At 35.9% G+C, this 22,573-nt stretch carries 26 protein-coding genes and 1 riboswitch; of the genes, 4 read left to right on the forward strand and 22 right to left on the reverse strand.

Annotation, left to right across the window (positions count from 1 at the left end; translation table 11 throughout):
- Positions 1-415 precede the first annotated feature (415 nt).
- Both ACEPXD_RS13375 and ACEPXD_RS13380 read right to left on the reverse strand, forming a co-directional pair.
- Positions 416-1,450, reverse strand: a complete 1,035-nt coding sequence (locus ACEPXD_RS13375) for a tyrosine-type recombinase/integrase (protein WP_391116657.1) — start codon at positions 1,448-1,450, stop codon at positions 416-418.
- A 187-nt stretch (positions 1,451-1,637) separates the two neighbouring features.
- A complete protein-coding gene (locus ACEPXD_RS13380; RefSeq protein ID WP_391116659.1) occupies positions 1,638-2,000 on the reverse strand; it encodes a HesB/IscA family protein in 363 nt (120 codons plus the stop codon).
- A 213-nt stretch (positions 2,001-2,213) separates the two neighbouring features.
- Between ACEPXD_RS13380 and ACEPXD_RS13385 the strand changes: the two genes are divergently transcribed.
- The gene (locus tag ACEPXD_RS13385) at positions 2,214-2,909 is read left to right on the forward strand and encodes a DUF2225 domain-containing protein (protein ID WP_391116661.1); all 696 of its coding nucleotides are present in this window, start codon (positions 2,214-2,216) and stop codon (positions 2,907-2,909) included.
- Positions 2,910-2,930: 21 nt separating this feature from the next.
- On the opposite strand, the gene ACEPXD_RS13390 is transcribed toward ACEPXD_RS13385, so the two are convergent.
- Positions 2,931-3,164: a NifU family protein gene (locus tag ACEPXD_RS13390; RefSeq protein ID WP_151700722.1), complete on the reverse strand. Its 234-nt coding sequence runs from the start codon at positions 3,162-3,164 to the stop codon at positions 2,931-2,933.
- Between the two features lie 83 nt (positions 3,165-3,247).
- Here ACEPXD_RS13390 and ACEPXD_RS13395 point away from each other — a divergent pair, with 83 nt between their 5' ends.
- Positions 3,248-3,580, forward strand: a complete 333-nt coding sequence (locus ACEPXD_RS13395) for a YuzD family protein (RefSeq protein WP_391116663.1) — start codon at positions 3,248-3,250, stop codon at positions 3,578-3,580.
- Positions 3,581-3,711: 131 nt separating this feature from the next.
- Here ACEPXD_RS13395 and ACEPXD_RS13400 read toward each other — a convergent pair whose 3' ends face one another.
- Complete coding sequence (locus ACEPXD_RS13400; RefSeq protein WP_391116665.1) at positions 3,712-4,779, reverse strand: NAD(P)/FAD-dependent oxidoreductase; 1,068 nt, start codon at positions 4,777-4,779, stop codon at positions 3,712-3,714.
- Between the two features lie 127 nt (positions 4,780-4,906).
- On the opposite strand from ACEPXD_RS13400, the gene ACEPXD_RS13405 reads away from it, so the two are divergent.
- Positions 4,907-5,143 (forward strand): YuzB family protein, encoded by a 237-nt coding sequence (locus tag ACEPXD_RS13405; RefSeq protein ID WP_391116667.1) that lies wholly within the window; start codon positions 4,907-4,909, stop codon positions 5,141-5,143.
- A gap of 27 nt (positions 5,144-5,170) precedes the next feature.
- Here ACEPXD_RS13405 and ACEPXD_RS13410 read toward each other — a convergent pair whose 3' ends face one another.
- Together ACEPXD_RS13410 and ACEPXD_RS13415 are read right to left on the reverse strand one after the other, a co-directional pair.
- Entirely contained in the window at positions 5,171-5,935 is a 765-nt protein-coding gene (locus ACEPXD_RS13410) for a TIGR01457 family HAD-type hydrolase (protein WP_391116669.1), read from the reverse strand.
- Positions 5,922-6,383, reverse strand: coding sequence for a DUF86 domain-containing protein (locus tag ACEPXD_RS13415; protein WP_391116671.1), 462 nt, complete (start codon positions 6,381-6,383; stop codon positions 5,922-5,924). The genes ACEPXD_RS13410 and ACEPXD_RS13415 overlap by 14 nt, the downstream gene beginning before the upstream one ends.
- 85 nt (positions 6,384-6,468) lie before the next feature.
- On the opposite strand from ACEPXD_RS13415, the gene ACEPXD_RS13420 reads away from it, so the two are divergent.
- Positions 6,469-6,735 carry a DUF3055 domain-containing protein gene (locus ACEPXD_RS13420; protein ID WP_391116673.1) on the forward strand — a complete coding sequence of 89 codons (267 nt, stop codon included), beginning with the start codon at positions 6,469-6,471 and terminating at the stop codon, positions 6,733-6,735.
- A gap of 291 nt (positions 6,736-7,026) precedes the next feature.
- On the opposite strand, the gene ACEPXD_RS13425 is transcribed toward ACEPXD_RS13420, so the two are convergent.
- The 16 genes from ACEPXD_RS13425 to ACEPXD_RS13500 form a co-directional block, all read right to left on the reverse strand.
- Positions 7,027-7,368 carry a YutD family protein gene (locus tag ACEPXD_RS13425; protein WP_391123231.1) on the reverse strand — a complete coding sequence of 114 codons (342 nt, stop codon included), beginning with the start codon at positions 7,366-7,368 and terminating at the stop codon, positions 7,027-7,029.
- A gap of 14 nt (positions 7,369-7,382) precedes the next feature.
- On the reverse strand, positions 7,383-8,318 hold the full coding sequence (gene lipA, locus ACEPXD_RS13430) for a lipoyl synthase (protein ID WP_391116675.1): 936 nt from the start codon (positions 8,316-8,318) through the stop codon (positions 7,383-7,385).
- A 136-nt stretch (positions 8,319-8,454) separates the two neighbouring features.
- Positions 8,455-9,168 (reverse strand): sporulation protein YunB, encoded by a 714-nt coding sequence (gene yunB, locus ACEPXD_RS13435; protein ID WP_391116677.1) that lies wholly within the window; start codon positions 9,166-9,168, stop codon positions 8,455-8,457.
- A 109-nt stretch (positions 9,169-9,277) separates the two neighbouring features.
- Positions 9,278-10,630 (reverse strand): bifunctional metallophosphatase/5'-nucleotidase, encoded by a 1,353-nt coding sequence (locus ACEPXD_RS13440; RefSeq protein ID WP_391116679.1) that lies wholly within the window; start codon positions 10,628-10,630, stop codon positions 9,278-9,280.
- A 55-nt stretch (positions 10,631-10,685) separates the two neighbouring features.
- Positions 10,686-11,504, reverse strand: coding sequence for a sulfite exporter TauE/SafE family protein (locus ACEPXD_RS13445; protein ID WP_391116681.1), 819 nt, complete (start codon positions 11,502-11,504; stop codon positions 10,686-10,688).
- Positions 11,504-12,355, reverse strand: a complete 852-nt coding sequence (locus tag ACEPXD_RS13450) for a DUF72 domain-containing protein (protein ID WP_391116683.1) — start codon at positions 12,353-12,355, stop codon at positions 11,504-11,506. Before ACEPXD_RS13450 ends, ACEPXD_RS13445 begins: the two co-directional genes overlap by 1 nt.
- 160 nt (positions 12,356-12,515) lie before the next feature.
- A complete protein-coding gene (gene sufB, locus ACEPXD_RS13455; protein WP_151700733.1) occupies positions 12,516-13,913 on the reverse strand; it encodes a Fe-S cluster assembly protein SufB in 1,398 nt (465 codons plus the stop codon).
- A gap of 21 nt (positions 13,914-13,934) precedes the next feature.
- On the reverse strand, positions 13,935-14,369 hold the full coding sequence (sufU, locus tag ACEPXD_RS13460) for a Fe-S cluster assembly sulfur transfer protein SufU (RefSeq protein WP_391116685.1): 435 nt from the start codon (positions 14,367-14,369) through the stop codon (positions 13,935-13,937).
- On the reverse strand, positions 14,359-15,588 hold the full coding sequence (locus tag ACEPXD_RS13465) for a cysteine desulfurase (RefSeq protein WP_391116687.1): 1,230 nt from the start codon (positions 15,586-15,588) through the stop codon (positions 14,359-14,361). The genes sufU and ACEPXD_RS13465 overlap by 11 nt, the downstream gene beginning before the upstream one ends.
- Positions 15,588-16,895 (reverse strand): Fe-S cluster assembly protein SufD, encoded by a 1,308-nt coding sequence (gene sufD, locus ACEPXD_RS13470; protein WP_391116689.1) that lies wholly within the window; start codon positions 16,893-16,895, stop codon positions 15,588-15,590. The genes ACEPXD_RS13465 and sufD overlap by 1 nt, the downstream gene beginning before the upstream one ends.
- 18 nt (positions 16,896-16,913) lie before the next feature.
- Entirely contained in the window at positions 16,914-17,693 is a 780-nt protein-coding gene (sufC, locus tag ACEPXD_RS13475; protein WP_391116691.1) for a Fe-S cluster assembly ATPase SufC, read from the reverse strand.
- Between the two features lie 297 nt (positions 17,694-17,990).
- Complete coding sequence (locus tag ACEPXD_RS13480) at positions 17,991-18,173, reverse strand: hypothetical protein (RefSeq protein WP_391116693.1); 183 nt, start codon at positions 18,171-18,173, stop codon at positions 17,991-17,993.
- Between the two features lie 540 nt (positions 18,174-18,713).
- The gene (locus ACEPXD_RS13485; protein ID WP_391116695.1) at positions 18,714-19,655 is read right to left on the reverse strand and encodes an NERD domain-containing protein; all 942 of its coding nucleotides are present in this window, start codon (positions 19,653-19,655) and stop codon (positions 18,714-18,716) included.
- Positions 19,656-19,779: 124 nt separating this feature from the next.
- A complete protein-coding gene (locus ACEPXD_RS13490; RefSeq protein WP_391116697.1) occupies positions 19,780-20,604 on the reverse strand; it encodes a MetQ/NlpA family ABC transporter substrate-binding protein in 825 nt (274 codons plus the stop codon).
- A 61-nt stretch (positions 20,605-20,665) separates the two neighbouring features.
- A complete protein-coding gene (locus tag ACEPXD_RS13495; RefSeq protein ID WP_391116699.1) occupies positions 20,666-21,334 on the reverse strand; it encodes a methionine ABC transporter permease in 669 nt (222 codons plus the stop codon).
- Entirely contained in the window at positions 21,327-22,352 is a 1,026-nt protein-coding gene (locus ACEPXD_RS13500; RefSeq protein ID WP_391116701.1) for a methionine ABC transporter ATP-binding protein, read from the reverse strand. The genes ACEPXD_RS13495 and ACEPXD_RS13500 overlap by 8 nt, the downstream gene beginning before the upstream one ends.
- Before the next feature lie 87 nt (positions 22,353-22,439).
- A riboswitch (SAM riboswitch) is annotated at positions 22,440-22,544 on the reverse strand.
- Positions 22,545-22,573: the final 29 nt, after the last annotated feature.

Genomic DNA, 22,573 nt, shown 5'->3' on the forward strand with positions numbered 1-22,573 from the left:
AAGGAATATACCCCCTTTGAAATTTCCCTACATTATATACTAGAAATCAGAATCAACTTTGTGTGCATTAAATTGATTCTTTTTGCTAAACATTAATTAAAATCGAGTAGTAACAAATGTAACGACTCAACTCAAGATTTTCTAGCTATCGTATCGTAATAATTTCAATTGCCCCTTTTTAGCGTGTAACTGTTCTAGCGATATACATATAGGTGGTTATAGAATATCCTGTAAACGTCCCCCGTCTTCTATGAGATAGATTTCATATCAGATAGGCTAGTCTTATTTGAAACTGCTCCAACATGACAACTTGAACAATAGAAGACAAAAAAAGAATCCAGTCATTATAGATTGGATTCTTAAACTGCATATCTCTAAAGGTGTAGCTGTTTTTCATTAATCACTCTAATGGAATTTAGTTATTCTTTTTATTAAATAAACTTGTAACTGGTGAAAATGAATCGTGTGATTTACGTAAATCATCTGTATCCATTTGAATATACCTTCTCATCGTTCGTATATCAGACCACCCTCCCATTTTTTGCAATGTGAAGGAATCGCAACCGTTTAACGTCATGTTCTTTGCCCATGTATGTCGATATACATGAGCAGTTACTTTTTTGTTTTTGATACCTGCTTTATCTGCGTAATACTTTAATCGTTTGTTAAAATGATTTTGACCAAGGGGTTCACCGAATTGCGACAGAAAAACTCTATCCGTTGAAAAATGTTTTTTATTTTCACCAACTAATTGAAGAATTAATTTAATGAGATGTGCAGAAATAGGTATTAATCTTGGTTTACGATTTTTATTTCTATCCCCTTCAAGTGTTATAAACCTTGTTTGAAAATCAATATCTGCTATTCTTAAACTTAATAATTCTCCTGCTCTCATTCCACTATCTAAGAGCAACATCATTGCCACATAGTCTCTAAATCCAACATAATCCCTCATATTTGGCTGTTTAAGAACCGATTTAATCTCTTCATCAGTAAAACTATTAGTAAGGTCTATATCGTGTTTTAAAAGCTTTAATTTCGTTGTAGGATTGACCTCAATATATTCTTCCCTTTCAAGATAGTTAAAGATGGCTTTATATACTCTTAGTCGAATATTAATGCTCACTTCTGAAAGACCCACTTTTTGCTCGCTTTTAATATATTTATGGTCTTCATATTTCACTCTGTCATACTGTAGATAATTAATATAATCTCGAAAAATTTGTACATCCAGTTCATCCACTGTTTCAATCTCGTAATGTTGATTTAACCATTTAACAAAATAACTCCAGTCCTTTGAATAGTCCCTTAAAGTACGTTCTCTTACCCCTTCTGCCCTCTTTCCTGCTAAAACAATATCCACTGCTTGTTCAAACGTCAAAATAGGATAATCCTTTTGATTGGATAAAGTTTTTACAGGTTTTCTTCGTACTTTCTTGTTTAATGCCATAATAAAAAGCCTCCTTGAAAAATTAATGTGTAACGACATTAACAATCAAAAAGGCTGTAATTCACCACCCTAAACACCCTAAATTAGGGTTGTTTTCATACATTTTAGGGATTGTGTTTACTCAATTTTCAGCTGTAATTCATAACCCTTGCACTCCAAATGAACAACTTATTAAAACTCCGAAAGTTTAACAGCTCTCCGGCGTACCTTCTTTTTTAGCTGTTCTGAACGAAGAACCACAGCCACAAGAAGCGATAGCGTTGGGATTTTCGATGGTAAACCCGCCCCCCATCAAGGATTCTTTATAATCTATTGTGGTTCCATTTAATATGGATGCATCTTCTGTAGAAACTACTATATCGATACCATGTTGATGAAGTTCTAGATCATCTTCATTTTTTTCTTTTTCAAAACTCATCCCGTAAGAAAGACCGCTGCATCCACCACCATTTACTGAAACACGAAGCATCGAGCCCTCTTCTCCGTTATGTGTCATCATTTCTTTTACGCGGTAAGCTGCCGCTTCAGATAGAATCACTACTTCTGTCATCTGAATCACCTTTCCTTCCTTTTATATATCATATCAATGTTTTAACCTTGTAGACAAGGAATACTACCTACAAAATCTATAACATCTTTCGCAAATTTTTAATTCATTTAGGAAAGTTTAAATGTTTACTAAATGAAGATAATTACTTAGCATTCAACAAAGTTATCAAGTATAATAGAACTAGTTAATTATTGGGTGAAAAGAGGTTTAATAATGGAATTATCTCCTTATTATCAAAAAGATATAGAATGTTTGCATTGTAAAAAGAAATTTAAAACGACAAAGGTCCGATCTAAGTTTGTTAAAGTGGAAGCAAATGAAACAGACTTTCAACCAATCTATCAAAATAAAGAGGTAAATCCACTTCTCTATAATGTATTCGTCTGTGAGCATTGCGGTTTTTCATTCACAGAGGACTTCACAAAATATTTTACCCCTGGAGTGAAAGAGATAATCCAACAAGAAGTTGCAAATAAATGGGTACCTCACTCTTTTGGAAATGAAAGATCTATTGAAGAAGGAATTATGGCTTATAAACTAGGAATTCATATTGGCGCTCTAAAAAAAGAAAAGTTTATCAATTTAGCTGGTTTAGCATTACGGACTGCTTGGTTATATCGACTACAAAATAAGGAAGATCAAGAAAAACGATTCATGGAAATTGCACGTGATCGTTACGCAGATTCTTATTCTACGGAAGATTATAACGGAACACAAATGTCAGAAACACGTGTCCTCTATTTAATAGCAGAATTATCAAGAAGAATTGGTGATATCGAATTTGCAACACGCTATTTTTCTAAAGTAATCGAAAAACAAAGTACGTCCATTGAACCAAAAATAATTGAAATGGCAAAAGAACGCTGGCAAGAAATACGCGAGAGTAAAGAAAAAGAAGCCCTGCAATAGGCTTCTTTTCGTTATATTCTTTTAAAAAACTTGTTCTACTTCTATTATTCCTGGAACTTCTTCCAGTAGTGCACGTTCAATACCTGCTTTTAAAGTAATGGTTGAACTTGGGCAGCTTCCACAAGCTCCTAAAAGGCGTAGTTTTACAATACCATCTTCAATATCTACAAGTTCACAGTCTCCCCCATCACGAAGTAAAAATGGGCGTAATTTATCTAAAACTTCTTGAACTTGTTCATTAATTGTATCAGTCATATCTATCGACTCCTTTCACTATAATCATTATAATGTGAAGTAAGAAAAAAATCCAATAAAGAATTCGAAGGAGATCTGCTAATATGGGCAATCAAGCATTAAATATAGAAATTTATGGAGCAGACATAATGTGCGCCAGTTGTGTAAATGCACCATCCTCTAAGGATACATACGAATGGTTGCAAGCAGCCATCGACCGAAAGTTTCCAAATCACCAAATTACATTCACCTATATCGATATCGAACAACCAATTGAGAATGAAAAACAGCAAGATATTGCAAACCGAATTGCCGACGATGAATTTTTCTACCCACTTGTTATGATTAATGATGAAGTCGTTGGCGAAGGCTATATTCAATTAAAGCCAGTATATGCAGCACTTGAGAAGTATGGGTATACTAGTGAAGTAGAATAATTAAAATACTTATAAACTGTTGGATGTTTGAGAGTGATAGATCGAATATTACTACTTATTGATCGATTAACCATTTAAACAATAATAAAAAGCATCGAAACGCTTATTAAATAAACGTTCCGAAGCTTTTTTTATCCATTATGACGCTTATACATCCACAGCAATCCAGATTTCATCAGTCTAGCAATGCGCCCAGTCACTGAAATATCTGCTAAGTAAGCAAAGCCTTGTTTCTTCCCAAGGGATCCCATAAAACCTTTTAGTTTAATTTCTGGCATTTTTTCTGGCAGAGGCAAGTTCTTCCAACGTGCTTGCAATACTTTCACGATTTGTTCTGCCTGTTCTTCTGCAAGTTGAGCACTTGGTGCAAAAGGAAGGGATGCACAATCTCCTACTACGAATACATTTTCATATCCAGGTAAATCATGATATTGCGTTAATACGACACGACCAGAACTATCTTTTTCGCCTGGTAACGCGCGTACAGGAGCAGCTGGTTGAATCCCTGCTGTCCAAACGACAACATCCACAGGTATTATTTCTTCATGATTGTATAATTTATTTGTTTCAACTTTTGTTATATTTGAGTTGCTCACAATTTCTACATCATTTGAATCAAACCATTTTTTTACATAATTACTTAAACGCTCTGGAAAATCTCTTAAAACACGTGGACTGCGGTCAAATAATTTAATTCTTAAATCTGGACGACTTTCACGCAGTTCACTAGCAAGCTCAATTCCACTTAGGCCGGCTCCAACAATTCCTACAACAGAGCCTGACTGTAAACCTCCTAGCTTGCTGTAAGTATCACGAGAACGTCCAATCGTTTGAATACTATACGTAAATTCATCCGCACCAGGTACTCCGTGATATTTATCCTCACAACCAAGACCGATTATTAAATCATCGTATTTAATTGCTTGTCCATCTGCTAACAATACTTCTTTACTTTCCACATCAATTTCTAGAATTTCACCATATTTAATCGTTAATTTTTGGTTTTCAGGAAATGCCACACGGATTTCATTATCTGGAGATGTTCCAGCTGCCAACGCATAAAATTCTGTCTTCAAACTATGAAATGGCGTTCGGTCTATTAATGTGATTTCTACATCATCTGGTAAATTGTTTGGCAATAAGCGAAGTAAAACGCGCATATTACCGTATCCTCCACCTAACAATACTAATTTTCGCATAATATTATCCCTCAACTTTCAATGTCTCTTCAAATTATAAATGATTGTGATGGTTTTCACAATAAGACTTCTAAATTGACGGATGAATTAAAATAGAGTAGCATGACGGAGTAATGAGGTGACAACTATGAATCCAATGGTTGAATTTTGTATAAGCAACCTTGCAAATGGTTCTCAGGAAGCATTTGATATTTTGGAACAAGACCCCAATTTAGATGTATTAGAGTATGGTTGTTTAAGCTACTGCTCACTGTGTTCTGAAACTTTTTTTGCTATTGTAAACGGTGATGTGGTGGAAGCAGAAACGCCTAGTGAACTTGTAAAAAACATATATAAATACATCGAGGAAAATCCTTTATTTTAAAAGACTGCAGAGTAATCTGCAGTCTTTTTACTTTATCCATTCACTTAAAGATTGCAGTAGGTATGTTGGTTTCTCCACCTGTTGCTGCACATCTTCTGTTAGAGTGACTCCGCTATTGACATGGGCCGTATGAATGCCCATCCGAATTCCTGTCAAAATATCTGTCTCGTAATTATCACCAATCATAACCATTTCGTCTTTATGAAAGCCATATTCTTTTAGAATAAGTTCCAACATAAACGGTTGCGGTTTCCCCATAAATAGGGCTTCCACACCAGTTGAGTGTTCTACAAGTTTTGTGAAAGCTCCATTTCCAGGTAGAAATCCTCTCTCAGTAGGGAAAGCATGATCACTATTTGTAGATAAAAATACTGCTCCTGCATGAACCGAGAGACAAGCATTGGCAAGCTTGTCATAATTGATGTCATGATCAATTCCCATCACAACGACTTCAGCTAACTCTTCTGTTCGGTCAATTCGTTTCATGTCTAGCGCATCTTGTAATCCATTTTCTCCAATCATAAACACAGACTTCCCATGATAATGTTCATCAATATAATTAGCAGCTGCAATAGAAGAAGAGATTATATGATCTTCATTCGTATGGATATCCATATGCACAAGCTTTTGCTGTAATTGTTTTTGTGTCATGGAAGAATTGTTCGTCACAAAAAAAGGATCAATTCCTTTTCCTTGTAAATGGTGAACAAATTCAATTGCTTCTTTTATAGGAGTCTTCCCTTTATATACAGTGCCATCTAAATCTAAACAATAGGCCTTATAATGTGACATTAGAATCCTCTGGTAAAAAAGCGGAGACAGGACCTAATTCATTCTCTAAATAATTCTCCACCATTGATGGAAATTGTTTTAAATAAGGAAGATTAGAAAGTAATACTTGTGCTAATTGCGTATGATCGATGGAATGAAAATCACGGACAAGTACTTTTCTATAATCAATTACTTCTTTTAAAGGAGCATCCATCGCTGTTGTTATTACTTTTTCGTCTGTCAAAATGTCTATAATGTCATCGTAACCGCCTGGATCTCGCATGATGAAACCGTCAATCATGGAGTTTCCTATATCTATAATGGACTCAATCAAATTTTGGCCGAGCCGTTCAAGTGCTAGCTTCGACACTTCATCTTGATTCCAGTCTGTTCTATCTTCGAGTAATTTAATTAATGCATTCATATGAGTAATAGTCGTTTTTATTTTTTTTCGATCCACAAAATACATCGAAATGCCTCCTAATTTTTGTTCGGTTGATATTAAGTTCTATTCTATAGTACCATATTTAAAGGATAGGAAGGAGTGTTACATAGTGGAACGATTTTTCTTGTATGATGATGTAGAAGATACAAAAACAAGGTTCGTTGGATTTACGGGTGATTCTCAACGCTATGATTTAGCTGTTGTACAAAGTTCTCGCTTTTTCGGAAAAGTTCTCGTGATGGATATCCAATATGGCCGAGCTGCTATTTTAGGACCTGATGATTTAGAAGAACCAGGTTATTTAGAGCATATATATAATAGAACCGAAGTCGAAGCAGAGGAATTAAGGGATTACTTAAGAGAATTACTAAATTAGAATACGCAAGCGTCCTTTTAGTGCACCAGTTCATCACCAATTCCCAAGTGCTTTGGACTAAACATTGGCTACACTATTAACGAAGACTTTTATGGAGGATAAGGTAAGTACCAGAAGCATATTGCATTACTTTTTTAGCACTGTTGATTGGAGCGGAAGGCGGCGACTCGGGAAAAGCGTGTCCAGGTGAGACCCTACAGCGAAGCGAGGAGGCTCACGAACAGCCCGCGTAAAGCGTACACCTGCAGTGGAAATCAACCTGTTCATAGCATAAAAAAAACCTTGAGCAGATCATAAATGATTCTGCTCAATGTTTTCTTGTTCTAATTCATCTGTTTCAACTGGCACTATTTTTGGTGCAACACCTGTTTTTTTTATTAAAAAATATGCGCAGCCAAAATTACAATATTCATACAAGTAATCTTTCATTGTACTTATTTTTGTATCAAATGTAGCTTTATTATTTCGATCCTCAAAAAAGCCCTTTAATCGGAGTTGATTGTATCCCCAGTCTCCCATAATATAGTCGTATTTAGATAATATTTCACTATATCTTTCTAAAAAAGCTTCTTCTTTAAATGCTTCACGGTAATCCTCTACGACTTCATATGTGTATCCCTCAGCAATAATCACTCCATCACCATCCATTAGCTATTTTGAGTAGCGAGTTGTTCCTCACCTTGTGCTTGTCTTTGTTTCGCAGCAGCATTCACTTGTTCATCTGCATGATAACTACTTCTTACAAGAGGGCCAGCTTCACAATGTGAGAATCCTTTACTCATTGCAATTTTACGTAATTCACCAAACTCAGCAGGTGAATAATATTTTAACACTGGTAAGTGTTTTTTCGATGGTTGTAAATACTGACCAATTGTCATAATGTCTACGTTATTTGCACGTAAGTCATCCATTACTTCTAATATTTCTTCATGCGTTTCTCCTAAACCTAACATTAAAGAAGATTTAGTAGGAATAGTTGGTTGCATTTCTTTTGCACGACGCAATAACTCCAGTGATCGATCGTATTTTGCTCTTGCGCGTACTCTAGGAGTTAAACGGCGCACTGTCTCGATATTATGATTCAAAATATCTGGTTTCGCATCCATAATGTTACGGATATTCTGTTCAATTCCACCCATATCAGAAGGTAATACTTCAATAGAAGTAAATGGGTTTTTACGGCGAATAGCACGAATCGTTTCAGCAAATACTTCGGAACCGCCGTCTTTTAGATCATCACGAGCAACTGCTGTAACGACAACATGCTTTAAGTTCATAATAACAACAGAATCTGCCACACGTTCTGGTTCTGCTAAATCTAGCTCCGTTGGAAGACCTGTTTTGACTGCACAAAAACGGCATGCACGCGTACAAACTGCTCCAAGAATCATGAAAGTAGCTGTTCGACGTGAACCCCAGCATTCGTGAATATTTGGACATCTTGCTTCTTCACAAACTGTATGTAAATTGTTTTCACGCATTAACTTTTTTAGACCTTTATAGTCTTCATTTGTATTTAACTTTATTTTTAGCCAATCAGGCTTACGTTGATGCTCTGTTTTCGTTGGTTTACACGATGTCATTATTTTTTCGACCCCATTCTAAAAAAAACTAACTACACTGTTGACAATGTAACATATTATTTAATTTCAAACAACCTAATCATATCTCGAAAACCTAGTTTTCTCATAGAAAAAAAGGGTATATTATATACCCTACTTAATTGTTTGGAGTTGTATTAGGTATTTCCACTGAAGGGCGGATCCCCTCTCCTTTCGTGTAAAAATTTGGAACCTGCCCTTGGACTAATCCCATTGCCACTGGAATTGTTTGCTCAACTTCACTCATTTTACTTGCGAGTGGCACAATAATTTGGACATTTACTTTTATTCGAATCTTTATTTCAACTAAGGCACTGTTAATCCCAAACTCTGTAATGCTCGATTCTACCGTAGATTGTACATTTCCTATTACATGAAATCTTATGGGAATTTTCGGACCTAAGTTACCAATAAGCGGAATATTAGTTGCTTCTGCCAATGGAACATAAAACACCACTCCACCTTTGTCTTCCATTGCATGCTCATCATATTCAATATCATCTAAATAAGGTAAACTGGATAGATTTCCTCTTTCCGCTTGTTCTAAATGATATTGCACTAAGCTATTCGTTTCGGATAGTTTCTTAGTAATGATATCCGTATTAAATTTCATGGTTTGCATATTTTTGCTACCAGACGGAACCTCATCCATAATATCATTTACATCTAATACAATTTTTGAGTTCTCATTAACCGCTTTACTAATGACCATGGAAGCAATTTTAGTAGTTTGAATTTCCGCGTATTGAAGGAAAGTAGGAGTTAATCTACTATTGACCCAATATAATAAACCTGCAATGGAAAGTATAAAACAAGTCAAAAAAATGGCCAATTTACGCTGATTCGTAAAAAATATGAAACGTTTCTTTTTTCTATAAAACAGAAAAAATCCCCCTAATTACTTATATGTAATGGAAGGATTTTATATGTGAATTAACTTTTCATTCTTGTTGTTTTCCATACCACTTCATAACATCCCGTATGAACTCTGGCATAAAATATTGTTTGTTTGCAAATTTAAATGCAGGAAAAAAATAACCAAAAGTAAACATATCTAACGTTGCAAGAGCATACGTTTTTTCTAGTTGAATAATTTCTCCCTTTACATAAACGTCACCATTATTCTGTTCAGTTAATCCCTCAAATTGCATGGTACCCAAATATTCACCTCTAAATCCCAATCCTTTTACTTCGAGAAGTGGCCATTGTTCATTTTTGGATAGATGAATCGTTTCTAACAATTCTACTCCAGTTAACGTGATAACGCACGGATTTATTGGATGAGGTAATAGTTTATGTAAATCACTAGCAGTAATATTCCCTTTTGGTAAATCTGTTAAGAAAATACCTGCAGGAAATATCGCACAATCAGCCCCTGTAAATGCTAAAAGCGCTTTTCCAAAGTAATCAGACATATTAGAGGAATGAAACCAATCTTTCTTTAAAAATATAGAGTTTTGAAAGAGTATAGTAGCTAATTTTTGCTCCCCAATCCGCTTCCATGTTTCCAATTGCTCTAAATCATTAGTAGGTTTATGAAGATCTTCTACTGGATATAGGGCTGCCTTTTTAGAGATAATTCGTTTACAGCTATGGTCATAATCCAAGGTAACATGACCTATATAGGCTCCATATTTACCTGCAGCGGCTTGTAGTGTTCCATTTACCATTTTTCCTTCTTCAAAAAAGTGGTGTGTATGTGAACCAAAAATAACATCAATTTGGGGAATTTGTTCGGAAATTAATTCGTCTTGCGATATCCCTAAATGCGACATACACAGGATAATATCCACTTTATTCTCCATTTCCTCACAAACTTCTTTTAATCGACTTATCGGTTGTTGAGTATGCCATCCTAACTTTTCATAATAAATGCCAAAATTAGCTGTAGCGGCTACAATTCCTATTCGTATACCAGAAGGAGTTTCATGGATTTTATAGGGCAACATCCATGAAGGAATTGCTCCGTCTTGATTTGTAAAATTGGATACAATGACCTCAAAGTTCGCATCCGTGTAGAGATTTTCCAATTCCTCATGACTTAAAGTTATTCCTTCGTTATTGCCAATTGTGACATAATCATAACTAGCTGCATTCAACAACTCAACATTCCCTCTACCAAGTGTACCTTCAGTGAAAATATTTGATCGATCGATATGATCACCGATATCTAAAATAAGCACAGTATCATGCATCGCTCGTCTTTCAGAGAGAAACTGATGAATTGTTGGCCAGTTTTCTAAGTGACTATGCAAATCATTCGTATGATAAATTTGAATTGTTTCTCTCAACATGCTCCCACCTTTTTGATATCTAGCCTTAGAGGGCAATGACTTACCCTATCTTCACTTACATAAGACCTGCAATAATTGACCGAATACCCAATAAAAGTAAAACGATACGGAGCGCAACCACCAATGTCTCTGAGTTGAGCTTTTTATTTAAACTTGCACCATATTTTGCGCCAATATATGCTGCTGGAATAACAGGAATCGTATAAAGCCAAGGAACATTCCCTAATGAAATATGTGTGATGGAATTGATAATAGAAGATAAAAATACCATAAACATAGACGTTGCAATTGCAACATGTGGAGGAAATAGAAATAATAATATCATAGCAGGAACAATGATAGATCCTCCACCAATGCCAAATAGACCTGAGGCAAACCCAACTCCAAACGTTAACACTATCGCAAACCAAATTGGATAACCATATACATACGTATCTTTATCATCTGTAAATGTTCTTTTTTTACCGTTTTCTACAAACCACTTAACAGGTTTTAAATATTTTCGCACAAGCAAAAGAGTAGATAATATGATTAATAATATTCCAAAATATAAATTAAAGGATGGTAGATCTAGTCCTTTATTTACAAAAGCACCAAGTATTGTTCCAGGTATACTTCCAATAAAGAAGATAAATCCACTTTTAAAATCTACCGTTTTTGTTTTCGTATAGGAAAGTGTAGAAGAAAGTCCTGTGAAAATCATCATTACTACAGATAGCCCTACTACACTCTGGGGAGTAATATTAGGAATTAATCCAAGTGTTGTACCAAAAAACAAAACTGCTGGAACTAAAATTACACCGCCGCCTAAACCTACTAATGCCCCTATTATCCCCGAAAATAGACCCGCGGCTACAAGTACTACCCATTCCATTAAATCCCACCTTCAAATAAGTCTAGTTGTTTTGGAGCTAATCCTTCAAACTCAATGCCAAGCATTTGTTTAAAAGTGTTTGCATTTTTGGACGCATGCCCTCCTGAATTATTATTAAATAATACCACTACTTCATCTGCTTGTTTATGTAATTGCTCGCAAACTTTTTGAATTGCGGTTAGCTCTTCTTTATTATAGTCGTATAGATAGCGAACTTCTCGCCATTTTACGTTATTTCCTGGATTAATCCATCCATATGTATTTCGTCCATGTAATCGGTATAAAACTTTGTTTGACGTAGGGATGGGAACTTGAGGGACACAGCCTTCGCCAACTTGTGGTTCGTCACAAACTGTATGATGAAATTGGTGTTCCCTTAAAAATTGAATTGTTTTATCCTTAAAATGAGGAGCATACCATGACTGGTGACGGAACTCAATTGCAACATCGAACTCTTTCAGTTCTTCTCTTACTCTCATGATATAGTCTACATTTTCCTTTTCACATTTAAACCATGGTGGAAATTGTACTAATACCATAGAGAGCTTTCCATGCTCTTTAAATGGTTCGATGGACGCTCGATAAATCTGGAACATCTCATTTACAGAATCAAATGGAGATTCTCCCCGAAGATGTCCAGTAATTCCTTGAAATGCTTTCACCACAAATTGAAAGTTATCAGGTGTTTCTTTTAGCCATTTATGTGTATTTTTTATTGGCTGGATTGCATAGAACGAAGCATCTAGCTCTACTACTGGAAAATAAGAGCTATAATCTTGAAGCTTCTGTTTTGCAGAGGAAGTATATAAATCCGGATGATCTCCCCATCCTGTTAAACCCACCTTAATCATGTAATCACCCCACTATTTATACAAATATATCATATCATTATCTTTGTTTAAGTGACAAAAAATGAACCTCTCCACACCTGCATTCTTTTTTAGGATAAATAAAAAGGCAACAGGGATGAATTTATTTCATCCTGTTGCCTTCATCATAAAGGTTATCGAATTAACCGATAGAACCTTCCATTTCGAATTTGATTAATCGATTCATCTCAACCGCATATTCCATCGGAAGTTCTTTTGTGAATGGCTCGATGAAGCCCATTACGATCATTTCAGTTGCTTCTTCTTCGCTTAGCCCACGACTCATCAAGTAGAATAATTGTTCTTCTGAAACTTTTGAAACTTTCGCTTCATGCTCAAGAGAAATATTATCATTCAAGATTTCATTGTAAGGAATTGTATCGGAAGTCGACAAATTATCCATGATTAATGTATCACATTCAATGTTAGCACGAGCACCAGTTGCTTTGCGTCCAAAATGAACGATACCGCGGTACGTTACTTTTCCGCCTTGTTTCGAAATTGATTTCGATACAATCGTTGAAGAAGTATTTGGTGCTAAATGCATCATTTTCGCACCAGCATCTTGATGTTGTCCTTTACCAGCAATCGCGATAGAAAGTGTCATACCACGAGCACCTTCACCTTTAAGGATAACTGCTGGATATTTCATTGTTAATTTTGATCCAATATTTCCGTCAATCCATTCCATCGTTGCGTTAGCATCACAAACCGCACGTTTTGTAACTAAGTTATACACGTTGTTTGCCCAGTTTTGGATCGTTGTATATCGGCAATAAGCATCTTTTTTAATAATTATCTCAACTACTGCACTATGAAGTGAATTGGTTGTATAAACAGGAGCTGTACAACCTTCTACATAATGTACAGAAGCACCTTCATCAACAATGATTAGTGTACGTTCGAATTGACCCATATTTTCTGAGTTAATGCGGAAGTACGCTTGAAGTGGAGTATCCACTTTCACACCTGGTGGTACGTATATAAATGATCCACCTGACCATACTGCTGAGTTTAGTGCAGAGAACTTATTATCAGAAGAAGGAATTACGGTTCCCCAGTGTTTCTTGAAAATGTCTTCATTTTCACGTAAAGCTGAATCCGTATCTTTAAATACGATACCTAAATCTTGAAGCTCTTGTTTCATATTGTGGTAAACCACTTCTGATTCATACTGCGCTGAAACACCTGCAAGATATTTTTGTTCCGCTTCTGGAATACCAAGCTTATCAAATGTTGCTTTGATTTCCTCTGGCACTTCATCCCATGATTTCTCGGTTCCTTGTGAAGGTTTTACATAGTACGTAATTTCATCAAAGCTTAATGAACCAAAATCTCCACCCCATTGTGGCATAGGTTTAGAATAGAAAATTTCTAATGCTTTTAAGCGATAATCTAACATCCATTGGGGCTCATTTTTCATACGTGAAATTTCTTCCACAATTTCTTTCGTTAACCCACGTTTTGAACGGAAAATGGATACGTCTTTGTCGTGGAAACCATATTTGTAATCACCAATTTCAGGCATTTTTTTTGCCATCGTATTTCCTCCGTTCTTATATTATTTCTCTTCTTCGGAAATGCCTTTTTCCATGGCTTTCCAAGCAAGAGTTGCACATTTAATACGTGCTGGAAATTTAGAAACACCATTTAATGCCTCTATATCGTCAAGGTCGATAGTCTCATCATGTTCTTTCCCTAACATCATTTCTGAGAAAACAGTAGAAAGCTTTAAAGCCTCTTCTACTTTCTTTCCTTTAACTGCTTGAGTCATCATAGATGCGGATGCCATCGAAATGGAACAACCTTCCCCATCAAACTTTGCATTTTGGATTACTCCATCTACCACTTGAAGTGTTAAATGAATGCGATCTCCGCAAGTTGGGTTATTCATATCAATTGTTAAAGCACCATCCTCAATGCTACCTTTGTTACGAGGATTTTTATAATGATCCATAATTACTCGTCTATATAGTTGATCTAAATTAGAAGACATCGCTAAAATACTCCTTTGCAGTGCGCAATCCAGCAACTAGTTGGTCAATATCTTCTTCTGTATTATAAATATAAAAACTTGCTCTCGCAGTTGAATTACATTGTAACCACTTCATCAATGGTTGTGCACAATGATGACCTGCCCGGACAGCAATTCCATTCATATCAAGTACAGTTGCAACATCATGTGGATGCACATCATCTAAATTAAATGTTACAATTCCCGCTCGCTTAGAAGGATCTTTAGGTCCATAAATTGTTAAACCTTCAATTGAGGACATTTTATCCATCGCTAAAGCAGCTAGTTCATGTTCATGCTTTTCAATTTCCTCTAGTCCGATTTCTTCTAAGAAATCAATCGCTGCTCCAAGTCCAATGGCACCTGCAATTATAGGCGTTCCACCTTCGAATTTCCAAGGAAGCTCTTTCCATGTAGATTCATACAAACCTACAAAGTCAATCATTTCCCCACCAAATTCAATCGGTTCCATTTCTTCCAGCAATGCTTGTTTTCCGTAAAGTACACCTATACCAGTGGGACCGCACATTTTATGTCCTGAAAACGCAAGAAAATCACAATCTAAATTTTGAACATCCAGTTTTAAATGTGGTGCGGCTTGTGCACCGTCCACTACCATTATAGCCCCATGCGCATGCGCAATTTGCGTAATTTCCTTAATTTGGTTCATCGTACCTAACACATTCGACACGTAAACGATCGAAACGATTTTTGTCTTATCTGTTATAGTTGCACGTACTTTTTCTAGAGATAAAGTTCCATCTTGCTCTAAGTCAATATATTTAAGCGTAGCGCCTGTTTCCTTTGCAAGTTGTTGCCAAGGAATAATATTGGAATGGTGCTCCATATGCGTTATAACAATTTCATCGCCTTCTTTTACATTTGCTAGGCCGTAGCTTCTTGCAACTGTATTGATAGCTGTAGTTGTTCCACGCGTGAATATTATTTCTTTTGTAGATTTAGCATTGATAAATTTTCGAACCTTTTCACGTGCTCCTTCATAACCTTCAGTCGCACGGTTTCCAAGTGTATGCACACCTCGATGTACATTCGAGTTATCAAATTCATAATACTTTTTTATTGCTTCAATTACTTGAACGGGTTTTTGAGAAGTGGCACCACTATCTAAATAAACAAGTGGATGTCCATTAATCTCTTGGTTTAATATGGGAAAATAGCGTCGAATCTCTTTACTGAGCATTAGCGAACTTTCCTTTCAATAACCTCCGTCAGCTGTTTCTTCACGCCTTCGATCGGTAGTTCGTTTACAACTGGAGCAAGGAATCCGTGAATAACCAGACGCTCTGCTTCATGCTTAGAAATACCACGGCTCATTAAATAGTACAACTGAAGTGGATCTACTCGGCCTACAGAAGCTGCATGACCTGCTGTTACATCATCTTCATCGATTAAAAGAATCGGGTTTGCATCTCCACGTGCTTTTTCGCTTAACATTAGAACACGAGATTCTTGCTCTGCATTGGATTTCGTTGCTCCGAATTCAATTTTCCCGATACCATTGAAAATAGAAGATGCTTCATCTTTCATTACACCATGTTTCAAGATTTGACCATTGGTATGTTTGCCCCAATGAATAACTTTTGTTGTAAAGTTTTGTTTTTGTTTCCCGCGACCGACAACAACCATTTTTACATGTCCTTCTGAATTGTCACCAACTAAATGTGTAACATTTTCAGAAATTGTATCGCTGTCATTCATCATTCCAAGCGCCCATTCAAGAACAGCATCTCGCGCTGTAACTCCACGACGGTTTACATACGTAGTAAAACCTTCTGCTAGAACGTCTACTGTACCAAAAGTTACTTTTGCATTGTCTTTAGCAATTACTTCAGAAACAATATTTGCTAACCCGTTTGCATGTTCTACGGTTGATAAATAGTTTTCCACATACGTGACAACACTATTATCATCTGCAACTAATAACGTATGATTGAAAAGAGATGCATTTTCGTCATCGTGTAAATAAATAACTTGAATTGGCTCTTCTACTACTACGTTTTTCGGTACATATAAAAATACTCCGCCGTTTAAAAGTGCTGCATGTAGTGCTGTAAGCTTATGTTCGTTAACTTTTACGCCATCAGTCATAAAGTATTTTTGAACAAGCTCGCTATGTTCACGCATAGCAGTGTAAATATCGGTAAAAATAACGCCTTTTACTTTCAAATCTTCCGATAAAGAAACAAATGCTGGTGTGTTATTGTGTTGAATGTATATATTTTTTTGTTCTTCTGCATTTACAATTGTTTTTAATTCTTCAGGTAATTGGTCTAAAGAAGCAAACACATTGCTTTCTACAGTATGTGTAGGAAATTCAGTGAAATTCCAATTAATAATTTTTGTTTTATCTGGCTTTGGCATTGGAAGTGTTTCAAGCGCACCTAGTGCTTTAAGACGAAGTTCCGTCATCCAACTTGGTTCTTGTTTACTTTCTGAAAAGGAGCGGATATCCTGCTCGGTTAATGCCAATTTTGTTTCAACCGTCATGCTGATTCGTCCCCTTTCTTATGCTTCTTGTCCAACTGTCTCGTCTTCAATTCCTAATTCAACTTTAATCCAGTCATATCCTTGTGCTTCTAATTTTTGAGCAAGCTCAGGACCTCCAGATTTAACAACACGCCCTTGCATCATTACATGTACATGATCAGGCGTTATGTAGTTAAGCAGGCGTTGGTAGTGAGTGATTACTAAACTTCCGAATCCTTCTCCACGCATTTCATTGATACCTTTTGAAACAACTTTAAGTGCATCGATATCTAGACCAGAGTCAATTTCATCTAAAATAGCGAATTTTGGTTTTAACATCATTAATTGAAGAATTTCGTTACGTTTCTTTTCCCCACCTGAGAATCCTTCATTTAAATAACGTTGAGCCATGTCTAAGTCCATTTCTAAAAATTCCATTTTGCTATCAAGTTCGCGAATGAACTTCATTAAAGAAATCTCATCGCCTTCTTCGCGACGTGAATTAATAGCAGATCGTAAGAAGTCAGCATTTGTAACTCCTGTTATTTCACTTGGATATTGCATAGCTAAAAACAGACCCGCTTGAGCGCGTTCGTCTACTGCCATTTCTAATACGTCTTCACCGTCCAATTCAATTGAACCAGAAGTAACTTCATATTTAGGATGCCCCATAATAGCAGAAGCTAAAGTTGATTTACCAGTACCATTTGGACCCATAACCGCGTGAATTTCATTTGTATTAATTGTTAAATTAAGACCCTTTAAAATCTCTTTACCGTCGATAGCAACGTGTAAATCCTTAATCACTAAAGTTGACATTTAATAACCTCCATTAGGTAACTATGAATGGTATTCCATTCTAATTTATTATCATTCTAATCTTAACCCAAAGTCTACTGCCTTGCAAATCTTTTGAAATACTTTCTCATTTAGAATGCAAAACGATTGTATTTCATGCTTTCTATTCACTTTCACCTAAACTTCATGCAAAATAATAATCCTTCTATATTTTCAATAACATCGCCTAAATGAGAATCAATTTCACTATGTATTTATTTTTCAACCAAAAAATCCATAGAGATATATTGCCCCATGGATTCTTTCTTTTCTATTATATTATCCTCTAAAGGCTTGGGCATAAATTTTCGCCACTAGTTGGACACTCTTCTCATGATCTCGCTGTCTTCGTAGTTCAACCTTCATCCGTAAATCGTGGCTGTTCCGTACTTCACTATATCCAAAACCGTGAACTCCTCTAAACGCGTGTTCCATTTGTTCTGTATAAGGCAACTCTTCCAAACTAATAATGAATCATTCCTTTCACTGTTATTTGTCTACCCCTTTGAAAACAATATAAACCTTATTTTTGGAAGAAAATTTATCTACCATGGTCGGTAAAACTCCATCACCAGTAACACCATGAGCTGAAATTATCGTTATTCCTAACATAAAAGTAGTAGATGTAGTCTTTTGGTAGGGGCATATAGCATCCGTTTAGGTGCACTTGAATTTGGTAGGGACATTTGAGATTCCTTTTGGAGCAGATGGGCTCTCTTTAGGGGCATACAGCATCCGGTTAGGTGCACTTGCATTTGGTAGGGGCATACGTGATCCCTTTTGGAGCGGATGGGCTCTCTTTAGGGGCATATAGCATCCGTTTAGGAGCACTTGCATTTGATAGGGACATACGTGATCCCTTTTGGAGCAGATGGGTTCTCTTTAGGGGCATATAGCATCCGTTTAGGAGCACTTGAATTTGGTAGGTGTGGTGTAAAATCAGTTATCCACAGTTAATTTATTTTCCTTATAAAAGCCCTTCATCTAGTGGATGAAAGGCTTCTACATTTTATAAATAGTAAATTTGTTATTGCCGTGTTTTATTAGATCCGAGTTGGAAAGAATATGTTTAGCTTCATACCTATTGTTTAAAAGTAGAAATTCTCTACATTCTTTATTTGTGATAGAATCTTTGCACAATAAAAAATAGGTAGTTAGTGCATTCTTGTATGCATAGAGATCATTAGTCTTACAAGCCGGACAATGCCATGTGCGTTTGCGTTTATTCATACCGATAAAACTGCATTTACTACATTCAACACCTTTTCTAAGTTCTTCTGGTTGTATGGAATAATGTTTTGTTAGTGGGAATTTAGCAAATGGGGTATTTATCATTAGAAGAATATCTTTCATTTTTTCAATTTCTTCCATAGTAATTGTGGGTTTATGTTTTTGAAATTGTCGAAGGTATGGCCTGACTTCGTTCCTATTAAGTATTATTGCTTTGTCAGTAGAAGATTTCACAAAACTATTTCGGGATGCGAATACAACAGCACCAAAGATTGGAACTAAAATATTATGATCCATGAAAAATTGTGAAAGTTGGTATTTGTATTCGTTTAGTTGGAGAGCGGGGCAAGGGTATTTTTTTATTTCCCCTGTTTCTTTTTGTTGGATGAGCTGGGATGGATTTTCTTGGAACTCTAACTCCCCAATAATATTTTTTACTTCTAAAATGACTACACCAAATGGAGTGATTAGCAAGAAATCCAGTTCGAACGCATTCTCCGCATAAAGTAACAATTTGTGAAACACATAATATTTAAACGGCAGTTGCATTTTTTCCAGTTCTTTAAATACAATTTCCTCCCCAAAACCCCCTCCTTTTGTTGCACCAATTTCGTTCAAAATCTTTACATATAGTCGATGCTCTGGAGATAATCGTTTTAATAGTTTTTCCATTGCTTCTATATGAATAGAATTAGCATAAGTTTTAGCAATCAATTTTCCATCACCTCAAAGTCAGAATATCATTAATAATTAAATATATCTATCGAAATATTAATTTACCTTATGCTCGGATGAATAAAAAGAAGCAGGCACGATTTCCTTGCCTGCTTCTACTTTATTATTTAACTGGAACGACTGATCCATTCCATTTTTCAAGAATGAATTTTTGAATTTCTTCCGATTTTAAAACCTCTACAAGTTTTTTAATTGCTGGTTTATTTTCATCGCCTTTACGAACTGCGATAATATTAACATACGGAGATTCTTTATCTTCTAAGGCAATAGAATCTTTGATCGGATTTAAGCCAGCGTCAATTGCATAGTTAGAGTTAATAAGAACTGCGTCGCCTTCTCCATTTTCATAAAGTTGTACAAGAAGAGCTGCCTCATAATTTGCGTCAAACTTTAAATTTTTAGGATTTTCAACAACATCTTTTACTTCCGCTTTAGTTTTATCTACACCATCTTTAATCTTAATCAAACCTTTTGCTTCTAATAAAGATAAAATACGTCCGTGGTCCGCAACAGAGTTACTCATAATAATAGTAGCGCCTTCTGGCAACTCTTCTAATGATTTATATTTCTTCGAGTAAACACCGATTGGTTCAATATGAATTCCGCCTGCGTTTACAAAATCATAGCCATTGTCTTTAATTTGAGATTCTAGGTAAGGAATGTGTTGGAAGTAGTTAGCATCCAATTCTTTTGATTCTAAATCTTTGTTTGGTAAAATATAGTCTTGGTACGTTTCAATTTGAAGGTCAATGCCTTCCTTCGCTAATATTGGTTTTACTTGCTCTAAAATTAATGCATGTGGAACATTTGAAGCTCCAACTACTAATTTAGTACTTTCTTTAGAACCAGTGCTACTATCTTTAGCACCACAAGCAGCTAACGCTAATAAACTTACAGCTAATAATGCTCCTACTAATAACTTTTTCATTACATATTCTCCCCTTTTTATCTTTTTATTGTATATGATCGAGTAAACTCGTAAACACCAATTATCTTTTATCGATTTTAGATGTAATTACATCACCAATCCATTGAATAATAAATACCACAATCAAAATAAGTATGGTTGCAACTAAGGTAACATCGCCTCTAGAGCGTTGAAATCCGTCTAAAAAAGCTAGAGTACCAAGTCCACCAGCACCAATAATGCCCGCCATCGCTGTATACCCTACTAACGAAATGCAAGTAACCGTAATACCAGAAACTAATGATGGCAACGATTCTGGCAATAACACCTTCCATATAATAGTAGAAGTTTTTGCCCCCATCGATTTCGCCGCTTCTAAAACACCTTTGTCAATCTCTCGAAGTCCGATTAATACCATTCGTGCATAAAACGGTGCTGCTCCTATAACAAGCGCTGGGAAGGCAGCATTTGGACCGCGCATTGTACCGACCAGAAATATGGTTAATGGAATCAATAAAATAATTAAAATAATAAATGGAATAGACCGAAAGATATTTACAACTGCTCCTGTAAGCCAGTTAGCGAATTTATTGGCCCATGCTTGATGTGGACTAGTTAAAAATAATAGTAGTCCAAGTGCTAACCCAATAACAAATGTTAATAAAGTTGATATTGCTGTCATATAAAGTGTTTCTAGTGCTGCATCCCACATTTTTGGCCAATCAACATTAGGAAAAAGAGTATTAATCATTGTTGATCACCTCTGTATTTACTTTTTGTTCGTGTATGAATCGAATTCCTTCATCAATTGCTTTAGCATCACCGTCTAATTGAAGGATTAGTGTTCCATATGCACCGCTTTTCGTATGCGATATATTTCCTTGCACAATATTTACTTCTAAATCAAATTGTTTTATTAATCTGGAGAGAATTGGTTGCTCTGTTTGATCTCCAACAAAAACAAGTTTTATCAACTTCCCATTTGGATATAACTCTCCCAAGTTTTGTATCGTCTGTTTCGCTTGGTTCGTTTCGGAAACCTGTGAAACAAATCGCTTTGTGATGGCTTGCTGTGGATTTTGGAAAACTTCTAATACATCTCCCTCTTCTACGACATGACCATTTTCCATTACTGCTACCCTGTTACAAATTTTTTGAATGACTTGCATTTCATGGGTAATCAATACGATGGTTAACCCCAATTTTTCATTGATACTTACCAATAAATCTAAAATCGAATCAGTCGTTTCCGGATCAAGTGCAGATGTTGCTTCATCGCAAAGCAGCACTTCTGGACGGTTTGCTAATGCTCTAGCAATCCCAACCCGTTGTTTCTGACCACCTGATAATTGAGATGGATAATAGTCTCCTCGCCCATTCAAACCAACTAGCTCTAGTAGTTCTTTCACCCGGGCAGACCGTTCTTCTTTAGATACCCCTGCTATTTCAAGAGGAAAAGCAATATTTTCTGCTACTGTTCTTGACCATAAAAGATTAAAATGTTGGAAGATCATACTAACTTTTTGTCTTACTAGACGTAGTTTTTCTTCATTTATGGAAGTAATTTCTTTATTATTTACGATTATTTGTCCGGAAGTCGGCTTTTCTAATCCATTCAATAGTCGGATCAATGTACTTTTACCAGCGCCACTGTACCCAATAATCCCGAATATTTCACCTTGTTTAATATCAAGATTTACATCATCCACGGCGACAATTGTACCTTGTTTCGTACTAAACTTTTTCGAAACATTTTTCAAACTAATCATGCAAATCCTCCTTTTCTATAAAAAAAAGCCCTTCTGCAAAAGAGCAGAAGGGCTTTATGTTATCATCAAAAATAACAGTCATCCATTCTCTCATTTCCCAAAGCAATTGCTTTGCGTGACTTGGCACCATTTCATTTTCATGACGGTTGCCGGGCTTCATAGGGCACTTCCCTCCACCTCTCTTAATAAGAGCGACACTATTTAATTATTGTTCTTAGTAA

Origin of the sequence: Psychrobacillus sp. L3 (assembly GCF_042945595.1) — a bacterium.
Taxonomy (GTDB): Bacteria; Bacillota; Bacilli; order Bacillales_A; family Planococcaceae; genus Psychrobacillus.

Bases quoted from the DNA above. Each gene is read 5' to 3' on its own strand.
- ACEPXD_RS13375 (WP_391116657.1), bottom strand. From the start codon at position 1,450: ATGGCATTAAACAAGAAAGTACGAAGAAAACCTGTAAAAACTTTATCC.
- ACEPXD_RS13380 (WP_391116659.1), bottom strand. From the start codon at position 2,000: ATGACAGAAGTAGTGATTCTATCTGAAGCGGCAGCTTACCGCGTAAAA.
- ACEPXD_RS13385 (WP_391116661.1), top strand. From the start codon at position 2,214: ATGGAATTATCTCCTTATTATCAAAAAGATATAGAATGTTTGCATTGT.
- ACEPXD_RS13390 (WP_151700722.1), bottom strand. From the start codon at position 3,164: ATGACTGATACAATTAATGAACAAGTTCAAGAAGTTTTAGATAAATTA.
- ACEPXD_RS13395 (WP_391116663.1), top strand. From the start codon at position 3,248: ATGGGCAATCAAGCATTAAATATAGAAATTTATGGAGCAGACATAATG.
- ACEPXD_RS13400 (WP_391116665.1), bottom strand. From the start codon at position 4,779: ATGCGAAAATTAGTATTGTTAGGTGGAGGATACGGTAATATGCGCGTT.
- ACEPXD_RS13405 (WP_391116667.1), top strand. From the start codon at position 4,907: ATGAATCCAATGGTTGAATTTTGTATAAGCAACCTTGCAAATGGTTCT.
- ACEPXD_RS13410 (WP_391116669.1), bottom strand. From the start codon at position 5,935: ATGTCACATTATAAGGCCTATTGTTTAGATTTAGATGGCACTGTATAT.
- ACEPXD_RS13415 (WP_391116671.1), bottom strand. From the start codon at position 6,383: ATGTATTTTGTGGATCGAAAAAAAATAAAAACGACTATTACTCATATG.
- lipA (WP_391116675.1), bottom strand. From the start codon at position 8,318: ATGACATCGTGTAAACCAACGAAAACAGAGCATCAACGTAAGCCTGAT.
- ACEPXD_RS13440 (WP_391116679.1), bottom strand. From the start codon at position 10,630: ATGTTGAGAGAAACAATTCAAATTTATCATACGAATGATTTGCATAGT.
- ACEPXD_RS13445 (WP_391116681.1), bottom strand. From the start codon at position 11,504: ATGGAATGGGTAGTACTTGTAGCCGCGGGTCTATTTTCGGGGATAATA.
- ACEPXD_RS13450 (WP_391116683.1), bottom strand. From the start codon at position 12,355: ATGATTAAGGTGGGTTTAACAGGATGGGGAGATCATCCGGATTTATAT.
- sufB (WP_151700733.1), bottom strand. From the start codon at position 13,913: ATGGCAAAAAAAATGCCTGAAATTGGTGATTACAAATATGGTTTCCAC.
- sufU (WP_391116685.1), bottom strand. From the start codon at position 14,369: ATGTCTTCTAATTTAGATCAACTATATAGACGAGTAATTATGGATCAT.
- ACEPXD_RS13465 (WP_391116687.1), bottom strand. From the start codon at position 15,588: ATGCTCAGTAAAGAGATTCGACGCTATTTTCCCATATTAAACCAAGAG.
- sufD (WP_391116689.1), bottom strand. From the start codon at position 16,895: ATGACGGTTGAAACAAAATTGGCATTAACCGAGCAGGATATCCGCTCC.
- sufC (WP_391116691.1), bottom strand. From the start codon at position 17,693: ATGTCAACTTTAGTGATTAAGGATTTACACGTTGCTATCGACGGTAAA.
- ACEPXD_RS13490 (WP_391116697.1), bottom strand. From the start codon at position 20,604: ATGAAAAAGTTATTAGTAGGAGCATTATTAGCTGTAAGTTTATTAGCG.
- ACEPXD_RS13495 (WP_391116699.1), bottom strand. From the start codon at position 21,334: ATGATTAATACTCTTTTTCCTAATGTTGATTGGCCAAAAATGTGGGAT.
- ACEPXD_RS13500 (WP_391116701.1), bottom strand. From the start codon at position 22,352: ATGATTAGTTTGAAAAATGTTTCGAAAAAGTTTAGTACGAAACAAGGT.